This is a genomic window from Amycolatopsis plumensis, assembly GCF_042652605.1.
Lineage (GTDB): Bacteria > Actinomycetota > Actinomycetes > Mycobacteriales > Pseudonocardiaceae > Amycolatopsis > Amycolatopsis plumensis.
Map to the genome: position 1 here is coordinate 3997307 of NZ_JBHSJY010000001.1, position 21777 is coordinate 4019083.

Annotated in this window: 21 protein-coding genes; 13 read left to right on the forward strand and 8 right to left on the reverse strand. The window is 71.9% G+C overall.

Annotated elements, in window-relative coordinates:
* Positions 1–128: 128 nt before the first annotated feature.
* The 5 genes from ACFPLC_RS19415 to ACFPLC_RS19435 all read left to right on the forward strand — a co-directional run bounded on the left by ACFPLC_RS19415 (position 129) and on the right by ACFPLC_RS19435 (position 3870).
* Positions 129–929, forward strand: coding sequence for a biotin--[acetyl-CoA-carboxylase] ligase (locus ACFPLC_RS19415; RefSeq protein WP_378194991.1), 801 nt, complete (start codon positions 129–131; stop codon positions 927–929).
* A gap of 83 nt (positions 930–1012) precedes the next feature.
* The gene (locus ACFPLC_RS19420) at positions 1013–1591 is read left to right on the forward strand and encodes a PH domain-containing protein (protein ID WP_378194994.1); all 579 of its coding nucleotides are present in this window, start codon (positions 1013–1015) and stop codon (positions 1589–1591) included.
* Positions 1591–2520 (forward strand): hydroxymethylglutaryl-CoA lyase, encoded by a 930-nt coding sequence (locus ACFPLC_RS19425; RefSeq protein ID WP_378194997.1) that lies wholly within the window; start codon positions 1591–1593, stop codon positions 2518–2520. The genes ACFPLC_RS19420 and ACFPLC_RS19425 overlap by 1 nt, the downstream gene beginning before the upstream one ends.
* 103 nt (positions 2521–2623) lie before the next feature.
* Complete coding sequence (locus tag ACFPLC_RS19430) at positions 2624–3610, forward strand: TNT domain-containing protein (RefSeq protein ID WP_378195000.1); 987 nt, start codon at positions 2624–2626, stop codon at positions 3608–3610.
* On the forward strand, positions 3610–3870 hold the full coding sequence (locus ACFPLC_RS19435) for a hypothetical protein (protein ID WP_003105220.1): 261 nt from the start codon (positions 3610–3612) through the stop codon (positions 3868–3870). Before ACFPLC_RS19430 ends, ACFPLC_RS19435 begins: the two co-directional genes overlap by 1 nt.
* Before the next feature lie 43 nt (positions 3871–3913).
* Here the strand turns inward: ACFPLC_RS19435 and hisN are convergent, their stop codons facing one another.
* A complete protein-coding gene (gene hisN, locus ACFPLC_RS19440) occupies positions 3914–4699 on the reverse strand; it encodes a histidinol-phosphatase (protein ID WP_378195005.1) in 786 nt (261 codons plus the stop codon).
* A 42-nt stretch (positions 4700–4741) separates the two neighbouring features.
* On the opposite strand from hisN, the gene ACFPLC_RS19445 reads away from it, so the two are divergent.
* Both ACFPLC_RS19445 and ACFPLC_RS19450 read left to right on the forward strand, forming a co-directional pair.
* Positions 4742–5437, forward strand: a complete 696-nt coding sequence (locus tag ACFPLC_RS19445; RefSeq protein WP_086852369.1) for a response regulator transcription factor — start codon at positions 4742–4744, stop codon at positions 5435–5437.
* 4 nt (positions 5438–5441) lie between these two features.
* Positions 5442–6725 carry an ATP-binding protein gene (locus ACFPLC_RS19450; protein WP_378195008.1) on the forward strand — a complete coding sequence of 428 codons (1284 nt, stop codon included), beginning with the start codon at positions 5442–5444 and terminating at the stop codon, positions 6723–6725.
* Here ACFPLC_RS19450 and ACFPLC_RS19455 read toward each other — a convergent pair.
* From ACFPLC_RS19455 to ACFPLC_RS19480, 6 genes are all read right to left on the reverse strand, one after another.
* The gene (locus ACFPLC_RS19455) at positions 6722–7345 is read right to left on the reverse strand and encodes a helix-turn-helix transcriptional regulator (protein ID WP_378195011.1); all 624 of its coding nucleotides are present in this window, start codon (positions 7343–7345) and stop codon (positions 6722–6724) included. The genes ACFPLC_RS19450 and ACFPLC_RS19455 overlap by 4 nt on opposite strands.
* 94 nt (positions 7346–7439) lie before the next feature.
* Positions 7440–8084, reverse strand: a complete 645-nt coding sequence (locus tag ACFPLC_RS19460) for a response regulator (protein WP_378195014.1) — start codon at positions 8082–8084, stop codon at positions 7440–7442.
* Between the two features lie 19 nt (positions 8085–8103).
* Positions 8104–8952 (reverse strand): NAD(P)H-binding protein, encoded by an 849-nt coding sequence (locus ACFPLC_RS19465; protein WP_378195017.1) that lies wholly within the window; start codon positions 8950–8952, stop codon positions 8104–8106.
* Between the two features lie 10 nt (positions 8953–8962).
* Positions 8963–10252 carry an MFS transporter gene (locus tag ACFPLC_RS19470; RefSeq protein ID WP_378195020.1) on the reverse strand — a complete coding sequence of 430 codons (1290 nt, stop codon included), beginning with the start codon at positions 10250–10252 and terminating at the stop codon, positions 8963–8965.
* A gap of 232 nt (positions 10253–10484) precedes the next feature.
* On the reverse strand, positions 10485–11012 hold the full coding sequence (locus ACFPLC_RS19475; protein WP_191312006.1) for a GtrA family protein: 528 nt from the start codon (positions 11010–11012) through the stop codon (positions 10485–10487).
* A gap of 84 nt (positions 11013–11096) precedes the next feature.
* Entirely contained in the window at positions 11097–13337 is a 2241-nt protein-coding gene (locus ACFPLC_RS19480; RefSeq protein WP_378195023.1) for a sigma-70 family RNA polymerase sigma factor, read from the reverse strand.
* Positions 13338–13608: 271 nt separating this feature from the next.
* Here ACFPLC_RS19480 and ACFPLC_RS19485 point away from each other — a divergent pair, with 271 nt between their 5' ends.
* The 5 genes from ACFPLC_RS19485 to purE all read left to right on the forward strand — a co-directional run bounded on the left by ACFPLC_RS19485 (position 13609) and on the right by purE (position 18770).
* Positions 13609–14454, forward strand: coding sequence for a GGDEF domain-containing protein (locus ACFPLC_RS19485; protein WP_378195026.1), 846 nt, complete (start codon positions 13609–13611; stop codon positions 14452–14454).
* Positions 14455–14525: 71 nt separating this feature from the next.
* Positions 14526–15875 (forward strand): glycosyltransferase 87 family protein, encoded by a 1350-nt coding sequence (locus ACFPLC_RS19490; RefSeq protein ID WP_378195029.1) that lies wholly within the window; start codon positions 14526–14528, stop codon positions 15873–15875.
* The gene (locus ACFPLC_RS19495; RefSeq protein WP_378195032.1) at positions 15850–17064 is read left to right on the forward strand and encodes a glycosyltransferase 87 family protein; all 1215 of its coding nucleotides are present in this window, start codon (positions 15850–15852) and stop codon (positions 17062–17064) included. Before ACFPLC_RS19490 ends, ACFPLC_RS19495 begins: the two co-directional genes overlap by 26 nt.
* Positions 17065–17077: 13 nt before the next feature.
* Positions 17078–18262, forward strand: a complete 1185-nt coding sequence (locus ACFPLC_RS19500; RefSeq protein WP_378195035.1) for a 5-(carboxyamino)imidazole ribonucleotide synthase — start codon at positions 17078–17080, stop codon at positions 18260–18262.
* A gap of 10 nt (positions 18263–18272) precedes the next feature.
* Positions 18273–18770: a 5-(carboxyamino)imidazole ribonucleotide mutase gene (purE, locus tag ACFPLC_RS19505; RefSeq protein ID WP_191316420.1), complete on the forward strand. Its 498-nt coding sequence runs from the start codon at positions 18273–18275 to the stop codon at positions 18768–18770.
* A gap of 49 nt (positions 18771–18819) precedes the next feature.
* Here purE and ACFPLC_RS19510 read toward each other — a convergent pair whose 3' ends face one another.
* Positions 18820–20493 carry a class I adenylate-forming enzyme family protein gene (locus ACFPLC_RS19510; protein WP_378195038.1) on the reverse strand — a complete coding sequence of 558 codons (1674 nt, stop codon included), beginning with the start codon at positions 20491–20493 and terminating at the stop codon, positions 18820–18822.
* A 105-nt stretch (positions 20494–20598) separates the two neighbouring features.
* On the opposite strand from ACFPLC_RS19510, the gene ACFPLC_RS19515 reads away from it, so the two are divergent.
* Positions 20599–21756: an acyl-CoA dehydrogenase family protein gene (locus ACFPLC_RS19515; RefSeq protein ID WP_378195041.1), complete on the forward strand. Its 1158-nt coding sequence runs from the start codon at positions 20599–20601 to the stop codon at positions 21754–21756.
* Positions 21757–21777: the final 21 nt, after the last annotated feature.

Here is a 21777-nt window from a genome sequence, read left to right on the forward strand (position 1 = left end):
TCCAATTTAGAAGAGCGCACCCTTTAGTGAACGAGCGAGTAGCTTGCACGATAGGGGGACTCCCATATTGTGGGCACATGATTGAGCCAGTGGAGCGAAGCGACTCGATTGAGGGCGGTGGCGGGGGCATGGATGGAGAGATCGACGTTGCCCGGCTCACCTCCGCGCTCCAGGATCGGTACGCGCGGGTCGACGTCGTCGAGCGCACCGGCTCCACCAACGCCGACCTGCGGAAAGCCCTCGAAGACGGCGCCGCGGACCGGACAGTCCTGCTCGCCGAAGAGCAGACCGCGGGAGTCGGCAGGCGGGCGCGTTCGTGGAGCTCGCCGAAGGGTGCCGGGCTGTACCTGAGCGTCGCCCTCCGGCCGGGTGTCCCCTTCGCGGTGCTCGGCTCACTGTCCGTCGTCGCCGGGCTGGCCGTCCGGGCCGCCGCTGCGTCCGTCGGGGTGGACGCCGTGCTCAAGTGGCCCAACGACGTCCTCGTCGACGGCGCCAAGTGCGCCGGCATCCTCGCCGAGGCCGTCGCCGGGGACGAGCCGTCGATCGTGCTCGGCATCGGCCTCAACGTGCTGCCCCTCGGCGACGTCCAGCCCGGCCCGGGCGGGCTGCCCGCGACGTCGCTGGCCGAACAGGGCGCCACGAACACCGACCGCACCGACGTCGCCGTCGCGCTGCTCACCGGGTTCGCCGACCTCGAACGGCGCTGGCGGCTGGCCGGCGGCGACCTCACCGAAGCCGGGCTGCTCGGCGACTACCGCGCCCACTGCGCCACCCTCGGCCAGGACGTCGAGGTGCAGCTGCCGGACGGGACGTCCCTGACCGGCCGCGCGGCCGACATCGACGCCGCCGGGCAGCTCCAGGTCGACGTGGCGGGCGGGCAGCGCCACACCGTCTTCGCGGGTGACGTGGTCCACGTCCGTCCTGCCTGATTCTCCGGGTGTTGCGCCCACCGCCTCCTCGCTCGCCGGTACGGTGAGACGACACCGCCGCACCGACCTTGGGAGCGTCCGCCGTGGCCTATCCGGACGATTTGCTCAGCGAGCAAGAGCACGTCGTGGTGCACAGTCACCCGCACTTCAAGATGCTGATCTTCCCGACGCTCGCGTTCCTGGTCACCCTGGGTGCCGGCATCTGGCTGGCGATCCTCGCGAAGGACGCCGGCTCGCCGTGGAACACCGTCGGGCTGATCGCCATCGGGGTCGTCGCGCTCGTGCTGATCGTGTGGCTGTTCCTGGCGCCGCTCGTGCGCTGGCGGACCACCCACTTCATCGTGACGACCGACCGGCTGATCGCCCGCGAGGGCGTCCTCAGGCGCACCGGCATCGACATCCCGATGGGCCGGATCAACAGCGTCCAGTTCGAGCACGGCCTGCTCGACCGGGTCTTCGGCTGCGGCACGCTGATCATCGAGTCGGCGTCGGACGAGCCGCTGCGCTTCGAGGACATCCCGCACGTCGAGAAGGTGCACACGGTCATCTACCGCGAGGTCAACGACAACCCGTACGACGACTACCGGCCGGGCACGCAGCCGACCACGCCGCTGCCGCCCCAGGGCGGCGGGCGCCCGCCGCGCGGCGAGAGACGCCGCTGATGGGCACCCGTGAACTGGGCCTGCCCGAGCGCGTCCCCTCGACGGGTGAGCTGCCGGAGCGGGTCACGATCTGGGAGGTCGGCCCGCGCGACGGGCTGCAGAACGAAAAGGCGATCGTCCCGGTCGAGGTCAAGCTGGAGTTCCTCGACCGGCTCGCCGGCGCCGGGCTCACCACGCTGGAGGCGACCAGCTTCGTCCACCCGAAGTGGGTGCCGCAGCTGGCCGACGCCGAGCAGCTGCTGGCCCGGCTCGACCGCCGCGAAGGCGTCCGGTACCCGGTGCTGGTCCCGAACGAGAAGGGCCTGAACCGGGCCCTCGACGCCGGCGTCGAGCACATCGCGATCTTCGCCAGCGCGACCGAGACGTTCGCGCGCAAGAACCTCAACTCGTCGCTGGACGAGCAGTTCGCGATGTTCGAGCCGGTCGTCACGCGGGCCCGGGAAGCGGGCCTCGACGTCCGCGGGTACCTCTCCATGTGCTTCGGCGACCCGTGGGAAGGCGTCGTGCCCGCGAAGCAGGTCGCCGACGCCGGCCGCCGCCTGCTGGACATGGGGTGCTCGCAGCTTTCGCTGGGCGACACCATCGGCGTCGCGACGGCCGGGCAGGTCGAAACGCTCATCGGGCTGTTCGGCGACGTCGGTACGTTGGCCGTGCACTTCCACGACACCTACGGCCAGGCTCTCGCCAACACCCTCGCGGCGCTCCGATGTGGAGTGTCGACTGTGGACTCCTCGGCGGGCGGGCTCGGCGGCTGCCCGTACGCCGAATCGGCGACCGGGAACCTGGCGACCGAAGACCTGGTGTGGATGCTGGAGGGCCTCGGGGTGGCCACCGGCGTCGACTTGGACGCGCTGGTGGCGGCCAGCACGTGGATGGCGGGACAGCTCGGCCGCCCGAGCCCGTCGCGCGTGGTCGCCGCATTGGGTTGACCTCGCCGCGCCCCGGGGGATGGGGTGCGGTATCAAGGGGGACCGGCAGCGCCGCGGCCGCGTCGAACAGCGTGTGCCCGCCGGGCACCGACCGAGCCGGAGGATGGGTGTGACCGAGCCTTCCGAGGCGGGCTCCGAACCGGTCGAGGCCGACCTCGACACCGGGCCGGTGCAGCTGCCCGGGTACGGCCTGGCGGATGCGGGCGCCTTCGAGGATGCGCCGACCCCGCCCTCGGGCAACCCCGCGGCCTGGCCGCACGCGGTGTCGCCGCTGCTGCCGCCGTTCCAGCTGCCCCCGGCCCCGCCGCCCCCGCCGACGCCGGTTCCGCCGCTGCCTCCGCCGCCGGTGGCCGGGCCGCCGCCGGTCGCGGGCCCGCCGCCGAACCCGGGGTCACCCTTGCCGCTGCCGCCGCTCGGCTCGCCGCGCACGGAACGGGAAAGCATCGTCGCCCTGTTCCTGGTGCACATGTTCCCGATCGGGCACCTGCCGGTGGCGATGGACAAGCCGGCGCGCCAGCTGCCGCTGCCCGACGACCCGGACGGCTTCCCGCCGAACGACCACCCGGACGCCCGGCTGATCTTCGACGACCAGGCCCTCACCAACGTCACCGCGGGCTTCCGCCGGTCGCCGACCGCGCCGTCGCGGCCGGTGCCGCGGCACCTGAAAGAGGGGTACGTGCCGTACGCGCGGGCGACGCAGGCGGTGTGGATCCGCCGGTTCGTCGTCGGGCACAGCGAGCTCGGCCCCGAGTACGCCTGGCCGCCGGGCGAGCAGTTCCCCGAGGGCAGCGTGGACTGGCCCGAGCCGGTGATGGTCCCGGCCAACACGGTCCTCGACCGCTTCGGCCCGGCCTACGGGCGCGTTCTCTACGAGGACGGCACGCGGTTCGCGGAACGCTCGCTGCCGCCGGCGTTCCTGGACGCCGAGTACCGCCGGTACGTCGTGGTGCGCAAGGTGCCGATGTGGCGCTCGGAGACCGCGAACTGGTTCGGCCAGGTCGGCGGCGGCACCCGGTACCGTGCCCTGCTGGCGGCCGACGAACTGGTGACCCTCGGCTACCTCGCCGAGGCCAAGGGGGAAGAGGACTGATGAACACCCAGTCGATCCAGCGGTGGCTCGGCGTGCTGGGCGTGCCGCCGGAGGTCGTCTCGCTCGGCGCCGAGGTCGACAACGCCTGGTGCCTGATGCAGGGCGAGGACGAGGCGTGGGAGGTGTTCTGGCGCGAGCAGGGCAACCGGTACGACTGGGCCCGGTTCACCAGCGAACAGGTCGCGTGCCACTACCTGTTCGGCCGGCTGGCCTGGGCCCAGGTCGCCCGCGGCGCCGTCGGCCTGCTCCCGGGCTCGTGAGTGAGAAACAGTGTTCTAACCCTGTTTCCCACTCACGAGGGGGTCAGCGCTTGAGGATGGCCAGGGTCTCCTCGTGGAGGCGGCCGTTCGTCGACAGGGCGCTTCCGTTGTCGTAGCGGCCGACGCCGTCCAGGTCGCTGAACCGGCCGCCCGCCTCGGTGACGATCACCTGCGCGGCCGCGACGTCCCACGGGTTGACGATGCACTCCGCCGCCACGTCGATCGCGCCCTCGGCCACCAGGACGTGGTGCCAGAAGTCGCCGAACGCGCGGGTCTCCCAGCACGCGTCCACCAGGTCCAGGTACTTCGAGCGCGAGTGGTACTCGACCCACGAGTTCAGGTCCGTTGTGGACAGATAGGCGTCCGAAAGGGACGAAACCTTCGAAACCGACAGCCGCCGGGTGCCGGCGGCGTCCGACGAAAAGGCGCCGTCACCCGAAGCCGCCCACCACCGGCGGCCCAGCAAGGGCGCGCTGATCAGGCCGACGACCGGGTCGCCGTCCGAAACCAACGCGATGAGGGTCGCCCAAACGGGTACTCCGCGGAGGAAGTTCTTGGTCCCGTCGATCGGGTCCAGGACCCACGCGCGGCCCGTCGCGGCCGAGCCGCCGCGTTCTTCGCCGAGCACGGCGTCGCCGGGACGTTCCGCAGCCAGCAGCGCCCGGATCGCGTCCTCCACCGCGGTATCGGCGTCGGTCACCGGGGTGCGGTCGGGCTTGCGCTCCACCGCCAGGTCCAGGGCGCGGAACCGCGCCGTCGTGATCGCGTCGGCGGCGTCGGCCAGCCGGACGGCGAGAGCCAGATCATCTTCGTAGCCAGGCACGGTCACGATGGTTTCACGCCCGCGAGCCGTAGAGTTGGCCAGGTGAGCATGGTCCTACTTGCCGAAGACGATCCGGCCATCGCCGAACCGCTCTCCCGCGCCCTCGAACGCGAGGGGTACGAGATCCACGTCGTCACCGACGGCCCTTCGGTGCTCGACGCCACCGCCGCCCAGCGCGTCGACCTGCTCGTGCTGGACCTCGGCCTGCCCGGGATGGACGGTCTCGAGGTCTGCCGCCGTCTGCGCGCGGCCGGCACCGAGCTGCCGGTCCTGATGCTCACCGCCCGCACCGACGAGGTCGACTTCGTCGTCGGCTTGGACGCGGGCGCCGACGACTACGTCGCCAAGCCGTTCCGGCTCGCCGAACTGCTCGCCCGGATCCGCGCGCTGCTGCGCCGCCGGGTGCCCGAGGTGCTGGAGGCCGGCGGGGTGCGGATGGACCTCGGCGCCCGGCTGGTCACCGTGGACAACCACGAGGTCCAGCTGGCGAACAAGGAGTTCGAGCTGCTGCGCGTGCTGATGACCCGGGCCGGGCAGGTCGTCAGCCGCGACGAGATCCTCGCCGAGGTCTGGAACGACCTCGAGTCGAAGACGTCCAAGACGCTCGACATGCACATGTCGTGGCTGCGCCGAAAGCTCGCCATCGCCGCCGACGAGGCCGCCGGCCGCACCAGCAAGACCCACGACGGCGAGCGGCGGATCGCGACCGTCCGCGGCGTCGGTTTCCGCTTCAACGCCGAATAAGCCCGTGCGCCGCCGCATCCTGCTGGCCATCCTGCTGGCCGTCGCCGTCAGCGCGGTGGTGCTCGGCATCCCGCTGGGCATCGTGGCGAGCTGGCAGATCGAGTCGAGCTACCGCGAGACGCTCGCGGAGAACGCCCGTGCGGCGGCGGCCATCCTGGACACCGAAATCGCCAACGGCCAGGAGATCGACCTCGACCAGGTGCGCGCGGCGGTGCCGGCGAACGGGCTGCTGACCGTCCGGGCCAGCGGCCAGGACGAGAAGCGCTACGGCAGCAGTCCCGGTCCGGACACCGTCACCGAGTCGGCCGACCTGGCCCGGGACGGCAAGGTCGAGATCGCCGTCCCGGCCGGCCCGATGCACGAACGGCAGACGACGGTGACGCTGGTCGTCGTGCTGCTGGTGCTGCTGTCGGTGGGCACCGGCGCGGTGGTGGCGATCGCGACGGCCCGGCGGCTCGCGAAGCCGCTGCGGCACGTGGCCGAACGCGCGGCCCGGCTCGGCGGCGGCGACTTCCGGCCCGACCCGAGCCGCTACGGCGTGGGAGAACTCGACATGGTCGCCGAAGCGCTGGACGCGTCCGGCACCGCGCTGGCCCAGCTCGTGCAGCGGGAACGACAGCTCGTCGGGGACGTCTCGCACCAGCTGCGCAGCCGGCTGACGGCGTTGCAGCTGCGGCTGGAACCGCTCACCGTGCACCCGGACGACGAGGTGGCCGACGAATCGAAGGCGGCCCAGGAGCAAGCGGATCGGCTCGCCGAGGCGCTCGACGAGCTGCTGGCGGCGGCCCGCGCGGCCCGCGAGGTCGGCGCGGAACCGGTGGACCTGCCGACGCAGCTGCCGGCGATGGCGCAGGAGTGGCGCGAGCTGCTCCGCTCGGAGGGCCGCAACCTGCGCACGCGCGTGGCCGACGGCCTGATGGCCCGGGCCACGCCGGGCCGGCTCCGCGAGGTCATCGGCGTGCTGCTGGACAACGCCCTGCGGCACGGTTCCGGCACGGTCACGCTCATCGGCCGCCGCGGCGACGCCGAGGGCACGGTGGTGATCGAGGTGAGCGACACCGGCCCCGGCGTCCCGGACGAGCTGGCTCCGCACATCTTCGAGCGCGGCTTCTCCGGCGGCGGCTCGACGGGCGTGGGCCTGGCGCTGGCGCGGGCCCTGGTCGAGGCCGACGGTGGCCGCCTCGAACTGTCGAACCGCCGTCCGGCGGTGTTCAGCCTGTTCCTCAAGGTGCCGCGGCCGAGCGACGTCCCCGAGGTGCGCTGGCCCGCCGAGCGCGTCCCGCGTTAGATCAGCCCCTCCCGCAGGGCGTAAGCGACCGCGTGCGACCGGTTCCGCAGCTGGAACCGGTTGGTGACGTCGTGGAGGATGCTCTTCACCGTGCGCTGCGAGTAGCACAGCTCGTCGGCGATCTCCTGCGTCGAATACCCCGCCGCGACGAGCCGGAGCACGTCCGTCTCCCGGTCACTCATGCCGCCCAGGCGCAGCCCGCGAGGCTGGAGCACCTGGCGCTGCAGGCGCGAAACCCGGTTCAGCAACCGGCCGAGCAGGTCGGGCGGCAACGCGCCTTCCCCCGCCGCCGCGGCCTTGACGAGGCGGACGAGGACGTCGGGCCCCGCGTCGGCGCGGCGGGCGACCGCGCAGACGCCGTGTTCGACCGCGTTGAGGATCTCGTTGTCGTCGACTTCGCCCGCGATGAGCACGATGCGGGTGAAGCCCTGGTGGTGCAGCGCGGACAGCTGCTGGGTCATCGTCTCGTCGATCCGGTCGGCGACCAGCAGGGCGACCAGTGCCGTGCCGTCGTCCACCACCCGGACGTCGTCGCGCGAGCGCAGCGCCATGCAGACGCCGTCGTGCAGGATCGGATCGGTGGCGCGGACCACCACCGGGGTCCGGTCGGGTGCGGACATCGTTCCCCATTCCCCTCGAACGGTGCAGGCTGCCCAGCCTGCCCGCCCGCGTGTCCCGGGCGCATGGGACCGGGGTCCCGAAGTTGCCCGGCCTTCAGGACCGGCCGAGGCCCGCGTCCCTGGCCCGGACGATCGCCTCGGCCCGGTCGGCCACGTGGAGCTTGGCGAAAACGTTCGAGATGTGGTTGCGCACGGTTTTCGGGCTCAGGCACAGCGTGCTCGCGATGAGGCTGTTGCTGTGCCCGGCCGCGATCAGCGCCAGCACCTCGCGCTCGCGGCCGGTCAGCTCGGGGAACACCGGTTCGCTGGCCGGCGGCCGGCTGAAGTAGGCGAGCACGCGGTTGGCGATGTCCGGGCCGAAGATCGCCTCGCGCCGGGCGACCGCCTGGACGGCGCGGATGATCTCGTCCGGCTCGGCGTCCTTGAGCAGGTAGCCGCGGGCACCGGCGCGCATCGCCGCGAAGACCGACTCGCTTTCGTCGGCCATCGTCAGCATCAGCACGCCGGTGCCGGGGTTCGCCGCCACGATGTGCCGGGTCGCCTGGATCCCGGACAGGTCGGGCAGGTGCAGGTCCATCACGACGACGTCCGGCCGCAGAGCGGCGGCGGCGGTGACCGCGTCGGCTCCGCCGGCGGCCTCGCCGACGACCTCGATCCCGGGTTCGGCGGCGAGCAGCGTGCCCACGCCGATCCGGAACAGGGGATGGTCGTCCACGACGAGGACACGCAGGTCGCCCATCCGCCTCACCTCGCCCTCGTCACTTTTGGTGATGGTACGCGGACGCGTTCTCCCGTGCCCAGGTCACGAAGGTCCGCGGCGGCCGGCCGAGCAGCCGCTCGACCGTGTCGAAGACGACGCGTTCGTGCGGGGCGGACTCGCGCTTGAGCGCGAAGAGGCCGTCGATGGCCTTCGCGGGCCAGCCGTACATCCGGATCAGGCGGTCCTTCGCGGCGCTTTCGGTCTCTTCGACGTACTTCAGCGGACGGCCGATGGCTTCGGCCAGGATGGCAACCTGCTGCTCGGCGGTGAGGGCTTCGCCGCCGGTGAGCCCGTAGGTCGCGCCTTCGTGCCCGGACGTCGTCAGCACGAGCGTCGCGACCTCGGCGATGTCGCGGACGTGGATCAGCGCGGACGGCGGGTCGGTGTCCGGCACGTACACGGCGTTCTCCGCGCGGATCGAGCCGATCCAGGCGAACCGGTTGTCCATGAAGGCCCCGGGCCGCAGGATCGTCCAGGCCGGTCCGGCTTCGCGGATCGCCTGCTCGGCTTCGGCGTGAGCGCGGGAAATCGCGTCCTTCTGCCCGAAGTGGACACCCGTGGTGGACAGCTTGACGAGGTGGGTGACGCCGACCTCGGCGGCGGCCCGCGCGACCGCCGCCTCGCGGTCGGCGTTGTGGCCCTGGGTCAGCACGAACACGCGGTCCGCGCCATCGAGCAGGGCGGGCAGGTCCGACGTGTCGAGGTCACCGCGGACCACTTCGGCGCGCGGGTCGATCCGGGCCTTCGCCGGGTCGCGGGTCAGCGCGCGGACGGGCGCGCCGGCGTCGAGCAGGGCGGGGACGAGGTGGCGGCCGACCTTGCCGGTGGCGCCGAGGACGAAGATCATCGTGGTTCTCCTAGCGGGAAAGCGGGACGTGGGGGAGCGCGAACGCCGTGACGAGGGCGAGCGCGAGGACCGGCAGCAGCGCGAGAAACACGCTGTGGGTGCCGGCTTGGTAGGCGAAGTCGAGCGCGACCGGGCCGAGGGCCGAGCCGAGCGCGCGGGCGAGGTTGACGCCGGCGGCGACCGCACCGCGGTCCGCGGCGGGGGCGGTGTTCTGCGTGGCCATGGCCAGGACCTGCAGGTTCAGCCCGGCCGCGACGCCGAAGACGACCAGGCAGCCGAGGATGGCGGGCAGGCCGTGCAGGGTGAGTAGGCCGAGCACCGCCAGCAGGCCGAGCGCCATGCTCAGCCGCGGCGCCCACCGGTAGTGGCCGGTGCGGGCGATGACCTTGCTCGTGACGAGGGAGGCGGCGGCCACGGCGAGCGTCATGGGCACCAGCCGCAGCCCGCCTTCCGCCGGTCCGGCGTCGGCCTGCAGCAGAACCGCGATGTAGTTGACCGAGCCGAGGAAAGCGAACCCGGCGAGCACGCTGAGCAGCACGGACACGCTGAACGTCCGGTCACGGAACAACCGCAGCGGCAGCACGGGAGCTTCGGCTCGGCGTTCGACGAAGACGAACGCGACGGCGGAAGCCGCGCCGAGGGCGACCGACCACGGCGTGAGCAGGGTGAACCCGGTGATCGCCGTGCCGAGCAGGAACACGCCGACGAAGTCGAACGGCGCTTCCCGGTGTCGTGTCGACAGGTCGAGCGTCTTGAGGCACGCCAGGGCGACGAGCCCGAGCGGCAGGTTGACCAGGAAGATCGACCGCCATCCGGCGAGCCCGGTGAGCAGGCCGCCTACGACCGGTCCGGCGAGCGAAGCGACGGCGAAGCAGATCGAGAACCAGCCGAAGTACTTCGCGCCTTCGCGAGGCGAGAACATCTCGCCGAGCGAAGCGCCGACGGAGACGAACAGGCCACCGGAACCGGCGCCCTGCAACACGCGCCCGGTGATCAGCAACGCGGCCGACGGCGCCAGGCCGCAGGCGAGCGAGCCGAGCAGGAACAGGGCGAGTGCGCCCAGGAGCACACGTTTGCGGCCGAAGACGTCACCGAGCTTGCCGTACAGCGGCGCGGTGGCGCTGCCGGCGAGCAGGTAGGCGGTGGTGACCCAGGCGTAGGCGCCGGTCCCGCCGAACTCGGCGGCGATCCGGGGCAGCGCGGTGGCGACGACCTGTGCGTCGAGCATCGCGAGGAAAACGGACAGGAACAGGCCCGTGAGGGCAGGTTTGAGGGCGCGCTGAGGCGCGATCGTGCTCAAGAGAAAACCCTTGTTTCGTCAGAAGGGACGAGAGATGCGGACGCGCGAGAAACGCGTCCCGTCGAGTCGGGAAAAGGCTCCATCGTCATCCGCGAACGGATGCGACCTCTTCGCGCTCGGAAACCACCTCGAATCGTCCCGCTCGCCCGGCCGAACCCGGACGGCGTCCTCTACGCAGGAACACTGACGAAGATGACTATATACAATTACATGTCGGTAGACAAGTAGTTTCTCAGGGCAGGCGGCTGACCTGGTCGGTGTCCCGCCGCCGCTCGCCCAGCTCGTCCGGGAACACCCACTTCTTGAAGCCCCAGAACCGGAAGAACATGGCCAGCAGCATGCCGATGATCGAGCCGCTCGCGAAGTCCGCGATCTCCTGGACCAGGAACGTCACGTGCGGGACCTCGAGGTCGAGCACGTACCGCGAGACGATCAGCGGGATCAGGTTGACGCCCACCGCGATGCCGCTGATGACGAAGAACAGCGCGGCTTCGTGGTGCCGCTCGCGTCCGCCGCGGGTCCGGAAGGACCACTCGCGGTTGAGGATGTAGGACACGATGGTCGCGACGATGATCGCGATCGCCTTCGCCGTCGTCGGTTTCGGCTCCAGCACCGTCAGCTTCAGCGTGTACCAGACGCCGTTGTCGACCAGGAACGTCGTGCCGCCCACGATCGCGAACTTCAGCAGCTCCCGGTGCTTGATCAGCACCGAACGCAGTGGCTCCGGCGTGCGCTTGAGCACGGTTTCCACAACGGTCACACCACGCAGTCTAGGAGAACATCGCGGTCACCCGTGGTGCAGGCGGCTCAGCTGTCGTGAATGTCCGGATATCGAGTGGGCTCGTCAGCCGGTCAACCAGCCGAAGAGTTTCTCGGGGGTGACGGTCGGCGGCTTGGCCCCGGGTTTCCCGCCGGACCGCGGCGGTGCGCTCGTCGTGGTCGAGGACACCGGCGGCTCGCTCGACGGCTCCTCCGTCGTCGTCACCGGTGGTTCCGACGTCGGCTTGGTCGGCGTCGGCTTCGGCTTGGACGGGGTCGGCTTCGGGATCGACGGCGTCGTCGGGGGCACCGGGTCCTTGCCGCACCAGTGGCGCCAGCAGCCGAAGTCCACCGTCACCGGCGGGGCCATCGCCCGGCCGAGCTGGGCGTTGATCGTCACCCGGCCGTCGTTGGGACGGCCCTTCAGCCGCACCCACAGGTTCACGTGCTGGCCCGGCGCCACCGCGCTCTTCGTCGTACAGCTCGCGGCGACGTCGGTCGTCGTGCAGGGGAAGCCGCGCAGGCTCCACCACTGCAGGAGCGGGGCGTCGAAGGTGACCGTGACCGGCTTGGTCGTCTCGCCGGTGTTGCGGACGCGCACGTAGACCAGCGGGTGGTGGTTCCAGGGGAACGCCGAGAGCCCGTCGCCCTGGGCTTCCAGGACCACGGCGTCCGGCGGGACCTTCACGGTGACCTTGACGCTCACGTCGACGGAGATCTGCACGCCGGCCGTGACCGACCCGGTCACCGTGCCGCCTTCGGCGTCTTCGTCGGCCTGCAGGCGGAAGTTCAGCGTCGCGCTCTGGCCAGGCTGCAGACCGGCGCCGGTCATGCAGGTGACCGTGCCCTCGCCGCCGGGGCAGTTCACCGAAACCGGGCCGGGGACCTGCGCGCGGGCCGCCGGCGCGCCGCCACCGCCGGTGCCGACCGCGCGCACGCCGCGCGGCAGCTTCAGCGCGACGGCCACCGGCTCGGACACGCTGCCGCCGTCGTTGCGCACGGTGATCGGCAGGTTGGTCGCGGTACCCGGGCTGAGCTCGACGCCGCCGGGCGGGGTCGTCGCGGACATCGACGGCGGCGCCGGTGCGGGCGGGGCCGGCGGGGCCGGCGGTGCGGGCGGGGCCGGGGCCGGCGGGGCGACCGGCGGGGGCGCGGGCTCGACGGACGGCGCCGGGGGCGGGACGACGGGTTCCGGAGCTGGAGCCGGAGCCGGGGGCTGGGGCTGCGGCTGTTCCGGTGCGGGCGGCGCCGGGGGCTGCGGCTTCGGGGCCGGCGGTTCGACCTGCTGGGCCGGCGGCGGCTGCTGGACGGCGACCGGGATCTCCTGCGCGCCGCCGCCCGCGGTGAGCGCGATGACGACGGCCGCGACGATTGCCGTGCCCGAGGCGGCGACCCCGGCGAACTGGCGGGGTCCCGCGGCCGCGGCACCCGCGGACGCGCCGGCCTTGCCTGCGGCCGCCGCGGTGCCGGCGGCGGCCGCACCCGCGGTGGCGGCCGTGGCGGCGCTGGCCTTCGCGGCGCCGATGGTGGCGAGGTAGCCCAGCGCGGCGCCGCCCAGGACGATCGGGGCGATGATCGCGCGCAGGCCGCCGTTGACGTCGGCCAGTTCGGCGGCCAGCGCCCGGCACCGGTCGCACTCGTCGAGGTGGCTTTCCACCTGGGCGCGTTCGCGTTTGGACAGCCCGTCGCGGGTCCACGCACCGAGCCGCTCGGCGCAGGCGCGGCAGCGTTCCTCGGCGTTTTCCTGCAGGTGGACCTGCAAGTACGCCTGCCGGAGCCCTTCGCGGGCGCGGTAGGCGAGCGCGGAGACGCCGTTCGCGGTCAGGCCCAGCAGCGGCGCGACCTCGGCCGGGCTCTGCTGCTCGATCTCGGTGTGCCAGAGCACCGCCTGCCAGCGTTCCGGCAGCCGCGCGAACGCCTTCGCGGCCATCGTCCGCTCGAGCCCGGCGACCGCGGTGTCGGAGAACGGCACGGTCAGCGCCTCGGCCGCGGCGCCACCGACCTCGGTCATGTCCTCGTTGAGGTCGACCCGGCGTTCCTTGCGAGTGCGGTCGTACGCGGTGTGACGCAGAGCGGTCAGCAGGTACGCCCGGAAGGCTGTGTTCGGACCCTTGCCGCCACGCAGCGTGTCGAGCACCTTGGCGAACGCCTCGGACACGAGATCGTCGGCTTCGGAGCTGGAGCGGGCCAGCTGACGGGCCAGATTCCGGGCCGCGCCGGTGTGCCGTTCGTAAAGCGTCCCGTACGACTCGAGCTGCCCGGAGCGGACCTCCGCGATCAGCTCGGCGTCACTCTTTCCGCTGAGATCGGCGGGAACGGTGGACACGGCACTCCTCGGTCGGCTAGAGCCAGGACCTGCCATTACAGGCCGATCCGGGACGCGAGACCAGTGTGACTGACCCACCTCCGGCGGTCACGTCGTGGTGGGGGTGATGACTCCGTCGGCGGAGCAAAATCACCCACCCCCGGGCCGGGCCGGGGAAAAGGTCCACGACAAAAACCTGGTCAGTACGCGTCACGGGGTACCCCGGGGTACGTCCTCATCGTGAAGCACTGGACAAGATCGTTGCGAACCGGACGAAAGGGGCGGGTGGCCCGTGGATGTTCCGGCTGCGCGTCCCGGCTCCGGTGACACCCCGCCCACGCAGGCCGAGCGAGACGCCTCCCTGCGTGCGCTGCGGGCTCGCTGGCGCACGGCCAGCCTCGCCGCGGGCTGGCGGTTCCCGAGCGACTGGGCCCTGCCCGAGGTCGACGCCGTCTGCGCGGCGGTGATGGCGAAGGGCCGCGTCGAAGCCGCCGAGACCGCGCTGGCCGGCCTGGCCAGGGCCCGGGCGGCGGCCGGTGCGGGGCTCGCGGAGACCCTCGCCGACCTCGCCGCGCTGCACGCCGTGCTCGGCCACAGCGGCGACGGGTTCGTCTCGCCGGACGTCGACGCCACGCCGGCGCGGCTGCTCCGGACCACCGCGCTGGCCTGGGCGGACGTCGCGACCGACCAGCTCGTGCACACCGAGGTCACCGACCCGCTGACCGGCCTGCCCACGGCCGCCTACCTGCGCACGCGGCTCGCCGAGGTCTACCGCGCGGCCGAGGCGCGCGAGCGGCCGGCCGCCGAGGACCACGTGCTGCTCGTCGTCTCGCTCGACCTCGCTGCGGTCGCCGGCTTCGCGCGGCTGACCGGGATGATCCTGGTCGCGGACGCGCTGCGGACGGTGTTCGACAGCGGGCAGAGTGTGGCTTCGCTGGGGCCGTCCGTCGTCGCGGCCCTGGTCCCGAAGGACGAGCGGGTCGCTTCGCACGGCGTCGCGCTGCGAAGAGCGTTGCACGAGCGGCTGTCGGTCGACGCCCAGCTCGCGGACGTGGGCAGGCCCCGCGTCTCGGCGGTGCGGCTGCCCGCCACCCACGAACTCGCCTGCGACCTGCTGGCCCAGCTGGCGCGCGCGTAGAACACCCGAAAAGCCCGCTTTCGCCAGGACCCTTCGGACCACGACCGGGCCGGTCATGATTTCCTGGTGCGGTGACCCGGACCGTATCCACCGACGTCGACGGCGAAGTCGCGGCCAGACCCCAGCACCGGCTGGCCCTGCGGAAGTCACTCGCCCGCCTGTCCGTCCGACCGCGGTCGATCCTGATCCTCGCGGTGATCCCGCTGGTCGCGATCGGGTACGGCATCTACGGCTGGCAGCACGACTGGGTGCTCGGCGTCGACAGCGCGGTCTACCGGGCCGGCGCGCTGACGCTGCTGAACGGCGACTCGCTCTACGACGCCAACACCCTGCCCAACGAGCCGTGGTGGGCGCTGCTGCCCTTCACCTACCCGCCGACGGCCGCGCTGATCTTCATCCCGCTCGCCGCGTTCCCGACGCAGATCTCCTGGGGCCTGATCACCGCGGTTTCGCTGGGCGCGATGGCGCTGTCGATCCGGATCGCGATCGGCGCGCTGCCGCGGCCCGCCGCCGACGGACCGCGCTGGTGGGCCTCGCCCGCCCGCTCGACCATCGTGTTCTTCCTGGTCTTCCTCGCCCTCGAGCCGGTGTGGCGGACGATCTTCCTCGGCCAGATCAACCTGATCCTGATGGCCATGATCCTGCTGGACATGCTGGTCATCGGGGCGCGGGGGAGCCGCTGGGGCGGCGTCCTGGTCGGCGTCGCGGCGGCGATCAAGCTGACGCCGCTGGTGTTCCTCGGGCACCTGTTCATCACCGGCCGCCGAATGGACGCCCTCCGCGGGTTCGCGACGTTCCTGCTGCTCCAGGGCCTGATGTTCCTGATCAACTCCCACGACGCCGCGAAGTACTGGACGGTCACGCTGCCGGACACCGGCCGGATCGGGCCGGTGCACTGGGCGGGCAACCAGTCGCTGAACGCGCTGATGAACCGGGCCACCGACCTGGCGCCGTGGGCGTCGAAGGCGGCGATGGGCATCGGGTTCCTGCTCGCGATCCCGGCGCTGTGGCTGCTGCTGCGCTTCCACCGCAAGGGCCAGGCGCTGGCCGCGCTGCTCGTCACCGCGTTCTGGACGCTGCTGATGTCGCCGATTTCGTGGACCCACCACTGGGTGTGGGTGATCCCGCTGATCGTGCTGCTGGTCTCGCGGCTGCCGAAGACGACCCCGAAGACGGCGTGGCGGCGCTGGGTCGGGACCGGCCTGGTCGCGTTCGTGTTCGTCAGCTGCGTGCTGCTGATCCTGCCGAACGGCCGCAACGTCGAGCTGCACTGGAAGGTGTGGCAGAACGTCCTCGGGGACGCCTACATCCTGATGCCGGTCGTGCTGGCCGTGGCGCTGATCCTGCGCTGGGGCCTCCTCCGCCGAGCGCGGAACCGGACCGCATCGGACGAGCATGTCGAGCTCAAGTCCGGCGTCTGAGGCGCGCACCGGCCGCTTTCTCGCCGGGGGGATCGCGCTTCTCGTCCTCGCTTTCGGGGTGGTCGGCTGGCTGGCCGGGTGGCACCTGGGCGCGGACAGCGCCGTGTACCGCGCGGGGGCGTTGACGCTGCTGCACGGGGACCCGCTCTACACGCGGGACGTGCTGAGCGCGCTGCCGGACTGGGTGCGGCTGCCGTTCACCTACACCCCGGCCGCCGCGCCGCTGTTCCTGCCGCTCGCCCTGGTGCCGTCCGGCCTGGTCTGGGGCGTGATCGCTTTTTTGTCGGTGGTGGGTCTTATCGTCGTCATCACGGTGGTTTCGTCCCCGCCGGGGGGCTCATCGCTTCTGGGAAGAAGCTGGTGGGCGCTGCCGGCGGGAACGGCCGTCGCGCTGGCGCTGGAACCGGTGTGGAAGACACTGTTCCTGGGCCAGATCAACTTGATACTGATGGCGTTCGTGGTGCTGGACGTGCTGGTGCTGTCTCTTCGCGGGTCGCGCTGGGCGGGCGTGCTGATCGGCGTGGCGGCGGCGATCAAGCTGACCCCGCTGATCTTCGTGCCGCACCTGTTCTTCACGGGCCGGTGGAAGGACGGGCTGCGGGCCCTGGGCACGTTCGCGGCGCTCGAAGCGGTGATGTTCGCGGTCATCCCGGTCGACGCGGTGCGGTTCTGGCGGGATTCGGCGACCGACCCGAGCCGGGTCGGGTCGGTGCACTGGATCTTCAATCAGTCGCTCAACGGGCTGGTCAACCGGGCTTCGGCGCTGGCGCCCTGGTCGCTGGCGGTGGCGGTGGCGGTCGGGGTGGCGGCGGTGCTCGCGGTGCCCGCGGTGTGGCTGGTCGTGCGGCTGCACCGGCGGGGCGAAGACGCGGCCGCGCTGCTCGTGACGGCGTTCTACGGGTTGCTGCTGTCGCCGGTGTCGTGGTCGCACCACTGGGTCTGGTGCGTGCCGTTGATCACGGTGCTGCTGGTGAAGGCCCGCTGGTGGGCCGCGGCGGCGGTCACGGCGCTGTTCGTGTCGCAGGTCGTCATGCTCGTGCCCAACGGTGGGGACGCCGAGTTCCGCTGGGGCCTGGGCTGGTCGGTGCTCGGCAACGGCTACGTGCTCGCGGCGGTGGCCGGGATCCTCGGGCTGGCGGCGCGTGAGCTTCGCCTGGTCCGGCGGTCACCCCAGGTCGTGACCGTTTAGGCTGACTGGCGCTATGGACAAACACACCGGTCTGCCCGTCGTGGGCATGGTGGGCGGCGGCCAGCTCGCCCGGATGACCCACCAGGCGGCGATCTCCCTCGGTCAGTCCCTGCGCGTGCTCGCCGTGGGCGAGAACGAAGCCGCGGGGCTCGTCGTCGGCGACGTCATGCTGGGTCACCACACCGACCTCGACGCGCTGCGGAAGTTCGCGGCATCGGTCGACGTGCTCACCTTCGACCACGAGCACGTGCCGGGCGAGCACCTGCTCACGCTGGCGATGGAGGGCCACGTCATCCGGCCGGCGGCGACCGCGCTGGGATTCGCGCAGAACAAGCTCGTGATGCGCGAGATGATGGCGGGCCTCGGCGTGCCGGGCCCGGCGTTCGCCGAGGTGTCCTCTGTGGACGACGTCGTGGCGTTCGGCGGCGAGCACGGCTGGCCGGTGGTGCTCAAGGCGGCGACCGGCGGGTACGACGGCCGCGGCGTCTGGATGCTCGACACCGCGCAGCACGCGCGGGAGACCGTGCCGGAACTGCTGGCCGCGGGCACCTCGCTGCTGGTCGAGGCGAAGGTGGCGATGCGGCGGGAGCTGTCCGCGCTCGTCGCCCGCTCGCCCTTCGGCCAGGGCGCGGCGTACCCCGTGGTCGAGACGGTGCAGACCGGCGGCATCAACACCGAGGTCCTCGCCCCGGCGCCGGGGCTCGACGACTCGCGGGTGCACGAGGCCCAGGACCTGGCGCTGCGGATTGCGGCGACGCTGGACGTCACCGGGCTGCTCGCGGTCGAGCTGTTCGAGACCGACACCGGGCTGCTGGTGAACGAGCTGGCCATGCGCCCGCACAACTCCGGGCACTGGACCATGGACGGCGCGCGCACGTCGCAGTTCGAGCAGCACCTGCGGGCGGTGCTCGACTACCCGCTGGGCCGGACGGACCTGGTCGCGCCCGCGTGCGTGTCGGCGAACGTGCTGGGTGCCCCGGAGCTGCCCGAGATGGGGCCGGACGAGCGGCTGCACCACCTGTTCGCGCGGTACCCGGAGGCGCGGGTGCACCTGTACGGCAAGCAGGAGCGGCCGGGTCGCAAGCTCGGGCACGTCAACTTCACCGGCGAGCGCATGGAGGACCTGCGCAACCGCGCGCTGCTGTCGGCGCACTGGCTGTCCCACGCCGTCTGGCTCGACGGCCACGAAATCCACTAGGAGATCAGCTATGGCGCCGCAGGTGGGCGTGATCATGGGCAGCGACTCGGACTGGCCGACGCTGGAGGCGGCGGGCGCGGCGCTGGACGAGTTCGGTGTCGAGTACGAGGTCGGCGTCTACTCGGCGCACCGCACGCCGCAGCGCATGCTGGACTACGCGACGTCGGCGGCGTCCCGCGGCCTTCGCGTGATCATCGCCGGGGCGGGCGGCGCGGCCCACCTGCCCGGCATGGTGGCGTCGGCGACGGTGCTGCCGGTGATCGGCGTCCCGGTCCCGTTGAAGTACCTGGACGGGATGGACTCGCTGCTGTCGATCGTCCAGATGCCGGCGGGTGTCCCGGTGGCCACGGTCTCGGTGGGCGGCGCGCGCAACGCGGGCCTGCTGGCGGTCCGCATCCTGGCGGCGTCCGACGAAGGCCTGCGCGCGAAGATGGCGAAGTTCCAGGCGGACCTGGAGAAGCTGGTCCTCGACAAGGACGCGGCGCTGCGCGAGAAGACCGGCCACTGACGGCTCCGGCCGGTCTGGTCCCGCCGCGGGGCGGCCCGGCCCGGCGGCGCTAGTCCAGGTCGCCGGTGAGCTGCTGCCTCAGCTCGCGCTTCAGCACCTTCCCGGCCGCGGACACCGGTATCTGCTCGACCACGTGCACTTCCCGGAGCCGCTTGTACGGCAGCACCTTCTCGTTGACCGCGGCCATCAGCCCGTCGGCGTCCAGGTCGCCCCGGGGCACCACGAACGCCACCGGCAGCTCGCCGACCTCGGTGTCCGGCCGTCCGACCACCGCGGCCGCCGCGACGCCCGGCATGGTGATGAGCAGCTCCTCGAGCTCGCGGGGGAAGACGTTGTAGCCCTTGTACAGCAGCATGTCCTTCTTGCGATCCACAATGGACAGGTAGCCGTCCTCGTCGAGGATGCCGATGTCGCCGGTGTGGAGCCAGCCGTCCACCAGGGCGGCCGCCGTCTCCTCGGGGCGGTTGCGGTAGCCGAGCATGATCTGCGGCCCGCGCAGGCAGACCTCGCCGCGCTCGCCCGGCGGTAGGGGGTCTTCGCCGCCTTCGGCCGGGACGACCTTCACCTCCGTGTCGAAGATCGGCACGCCCACCGAGCCGACCTTGCGCACGCCCGAGCGGTACGTCGGCGAGATCACCGCGCCCATCGTCGCCTCGGTGAGGCCGTAGCCCTCGGTGACCACCACGTCCGGGAACCGCTCGCGCAGTGCGTTGATCATCGCGTGGTTCATCGGCGCCGCCCCGGAGCCGATCGAGCGGACCGAAGACAGGTCGGCGGTGTGGAACGACGGCGTCGCGAGCAGGGCCGCGAACAGCGCCGGCGCGCCGCCGATCCCCGTGATGCGGAGCCGCTCGGCGTCGGCGACGTACGCCGCCGGGTCGAAGCGCGTGTGCAGGACCATCGTCGTCCCGGCGAGCACCGCCGCGTTGAGGCCGCCGATGATGCCCATCGCGTGAAACCACGGCGTCAGGTTGATCGCGACGCCGGTGCCCAGGCGCGACGGCCACTCGTCCTCGCTGCCGATCTGGTCGATCGTGACGTCGCCGCGCGCGTCGAGCGCCGGGACCGAGCCGGTGCCCCAGCAGGCGTGCTGGAGCGTGTTGACCACGACGTTGCGGTGCGACAGCCGCACGCCCTTGGACCGGCCGGTGGTGCCGCCGGTGTAGGCGAGGTGGGCGAGGTCCCGGTGGATGTCGACGTCGACGGGCGGGGGCGTCTCCGGCTGGGCGGCGTGGAACGCCTGGAACTCGACCGCGCCCTCGGGCAGGCCGTCGACCGGCTGGACGACGACGGTGAGCCGCGCCGGGATCCGGTCGGCGACGCTCGCCAGCGCGCCCGCGACCGGGCCGAACGTCACCACGGCGGCGGCTTCGCAGTCGGTGAGCTGGAAGGCGAGGTCGTCCGGCGGGAGCAGCGGGTTCGCCGGGCTGAAGGTGGCCCCGGCCAGCAGTGTTCCGTAGTAGGCGACCGGGAAGGCCAGGCAGTTCGGCAGGTGCAGCGCCACGACGTCGCCGCGGCCGATGCCGCGTTCGCGCAGCGCGTTGGCGAACCGGCAGGCGGCGCGATGGGTTTCGGCGAAGGTGAGGCTGTGGCCGTCGTGGGCGAAGGCCGTCCGGTCGCCCCAGCGCGCGGCACCCGCCGCCAGGATCGAACCGACGGGGACTTCGGGGTAGTCGAGGGTGGCAGGCAGACCGGGCGGCGGCGTCGGCGCGGTGATCGGCATCACCCGACCATACGAACGGTGCGGTCAACGCCACAAGGACGACGCAGGTGAACGAGCGCTAACATCGACAGATCCCTCCCGACGTCGTAGAGAAGGTGACCGGAAGTGACCGACGGCCTGTACCAGCTTGCCGAGGAGCACGAGGAGCTGCGGGCCGCGGTCCGGGCCCTGGCCGAGAAGGAGATCGCGCCGTACGCGGCGGAGGTCGACGAGAACGAGCGGTACCCCATCGAGGCGTACAACGCGCTGGTCAAGTCGGGCTTCAACGCCGTGCACATCGGTGAGGAGTACGACGGCCAGGGTGCCGACGCCGTCGGCGCGTGCATCGTGATCGAAGAGGTCGCGCGGGTCGACGCGTCCGCGTCGCTCATCCCGGCGGTCAACAAGCTGGGCACCCAGCCGATCATCCTGTCGGCTTCGGAGAGCCTGAAGAAGCTGGTGCTGCCCTCGATCGCCTCGGGGGAGGCTTCGGCGTCGTACGCGCTTTCGGAGCGCGAGGCCGGCTCGGACACCGCGTCCATGCGGACCCGGGCCAGGCTGGACGGTGACCACTGGGTGCTCAACGGCACCAAGGCGTGGATCACCAATGCGGGGGAGTCGTCCTGGTACACCGTGATGGCCGTGACCGACCCCGAAGCGGAGAAGAAGGCCAACGGGATTTCCGCGTTCGTCGTGCACAAGGACGACCCCGGGTTCTCGGTGGGGCCGAAGGAGAAGAAGCTCGGCATCAAGGGGTCGCCCACCCGGGAGATCTACTTCGAGAACTGCACCATTCCCGAGGACCGGATCATCGGTGAGCCGGGCACGGGGCTGAAGACCGCTCTGCGGACGCTGGACCACACCCGGCCGACGATCGGCGCGCAGGCTCTCGGCATTGCCCAGGGTGCTTTGGATGCTGCCGTCGCTTACGTGAAGGACCGCAAGCAGTTCGGCAAGTCGATCGCCGAGTTCCAGGGCGTGCAGTTCATGCTGGCCGACATGGGGACGAAGATCGAGGCCGCGCGTCACCTGGTGTACGCCTCGGCTGCCGCTTCCGAGCGGGGGGACAAGCGGGCCGGGTTCATGGCTTCCGCGGCGAAGGCTTACGCGTCCGACATCGCCATGGAGGTGACCACGGATGCCGTTCAGCTCTTCGGTGGGGCCGGGTATACGCGGGACTTCCCGGTTGAGCGGATGATGCGGGACGCCAAGATCACGCAGATTTACGAGGGAACCAACCAGATCCAGAAGGTGGTTATGGCGCGGGCTCTGCTGAAGGGCTGAATCTCCGGGTTCCGGTGTGGC

What these genes read in the sequence shown, in the direction of transcription:
- ACFPLC_RS19415 (WP_378194991.1), top strand. Translation starts at nt 129, where the DNA reads ATGGATGGAGAGATCGACGTTGCCCGGCTCACCTCCGCGCTCCAGGAT.
- ACFPLC_RS19425 (WP_378194997.1), top strand. Translation starts at nt 1,591, where the DNA reads ATGGGCACCCGTGAACTGGGCCTGCCCGAGCGCGTCCCCTCGACGGGT.
- ACFPLC_RS19430 (WP_378195000.1), top strand. Translation starts at nt 2,624, where the DNA reads ATGGGTGTGACCGAGCCTTCCGAGGCGGGCTCCGAACCGGTCGAGGCC.
- ACFPLC_RS19435 (WP_003105220.1), top strand. Translation starts at nt 3,610, where the DNA reads ATGAACACCCAGTCGATCCAGCGGTGGCTCGGCGTGCTGGGCGTGCCG.
- ACFPLC_RS19445 (WP_086852369.1), top strand. Translation starts at nt 4,742, where the DNA reads ATGGTCCTACTTGCCGAAGACGATCCGGCCATCGCCGAACCGCTCTCC.
- ACFPLC_RS19455 (WP_378195011.1), bottom strand. Translation starts at nt 7,345, where the DNA reads ATGTCCGCACCCGACCGGACCCCGGTGGTGGTCCGCGCCACCGATCCG.
- ACFPLC_RS19460 (WP_378195014.1), bottom strand. Translation starts at nt 8,084, where the DNA reads ATGGGCGACCTGCGTGTCCTCGTCGTGGACGACCATCCCCTGTTCCGG.
- ACFPLC_RS19465 (WP_378195017.1), bottom strand. Translation starts at nt 8,952, where the DNA reads ATGATCTTCGTCCTCGGCGCCACCGGCAAGGTCGGCCGCCACCTCGTC.
- ACFPLC_RS19495 (WP_378195032.1), top strand. Translation starts at nt 15,850, where the DNA reads ATGTCGAGCTCAAGTCCGGCGTCTGAGGCGCGCACCGGCCGCTTTCTC.
- ACFPLC_RS19500 (WP_378195035.1), top strand. Translation starts at nt 17,078, where the DNA reads ATGGACAAACACACCGGTCTGCCCGTCGTGGGCATGGTGGGCGGCGGC.
- purE (WP_191316420.1), top strand. Translation starts at nt 18,273, where the DNA reads ATGGCGCCGCAGGTGGGCGTGATCATGGGCAGCGACTCGGACTGGCCG.
- ACFPLC_RS19510 (WP_378195038.1), bottom strand. Translation starts at nt 20,493, where the DNA reads ATGCCGATCACCGCGCCGACGCCGCCGCCCGGTCTGCCTGCCACCCTC.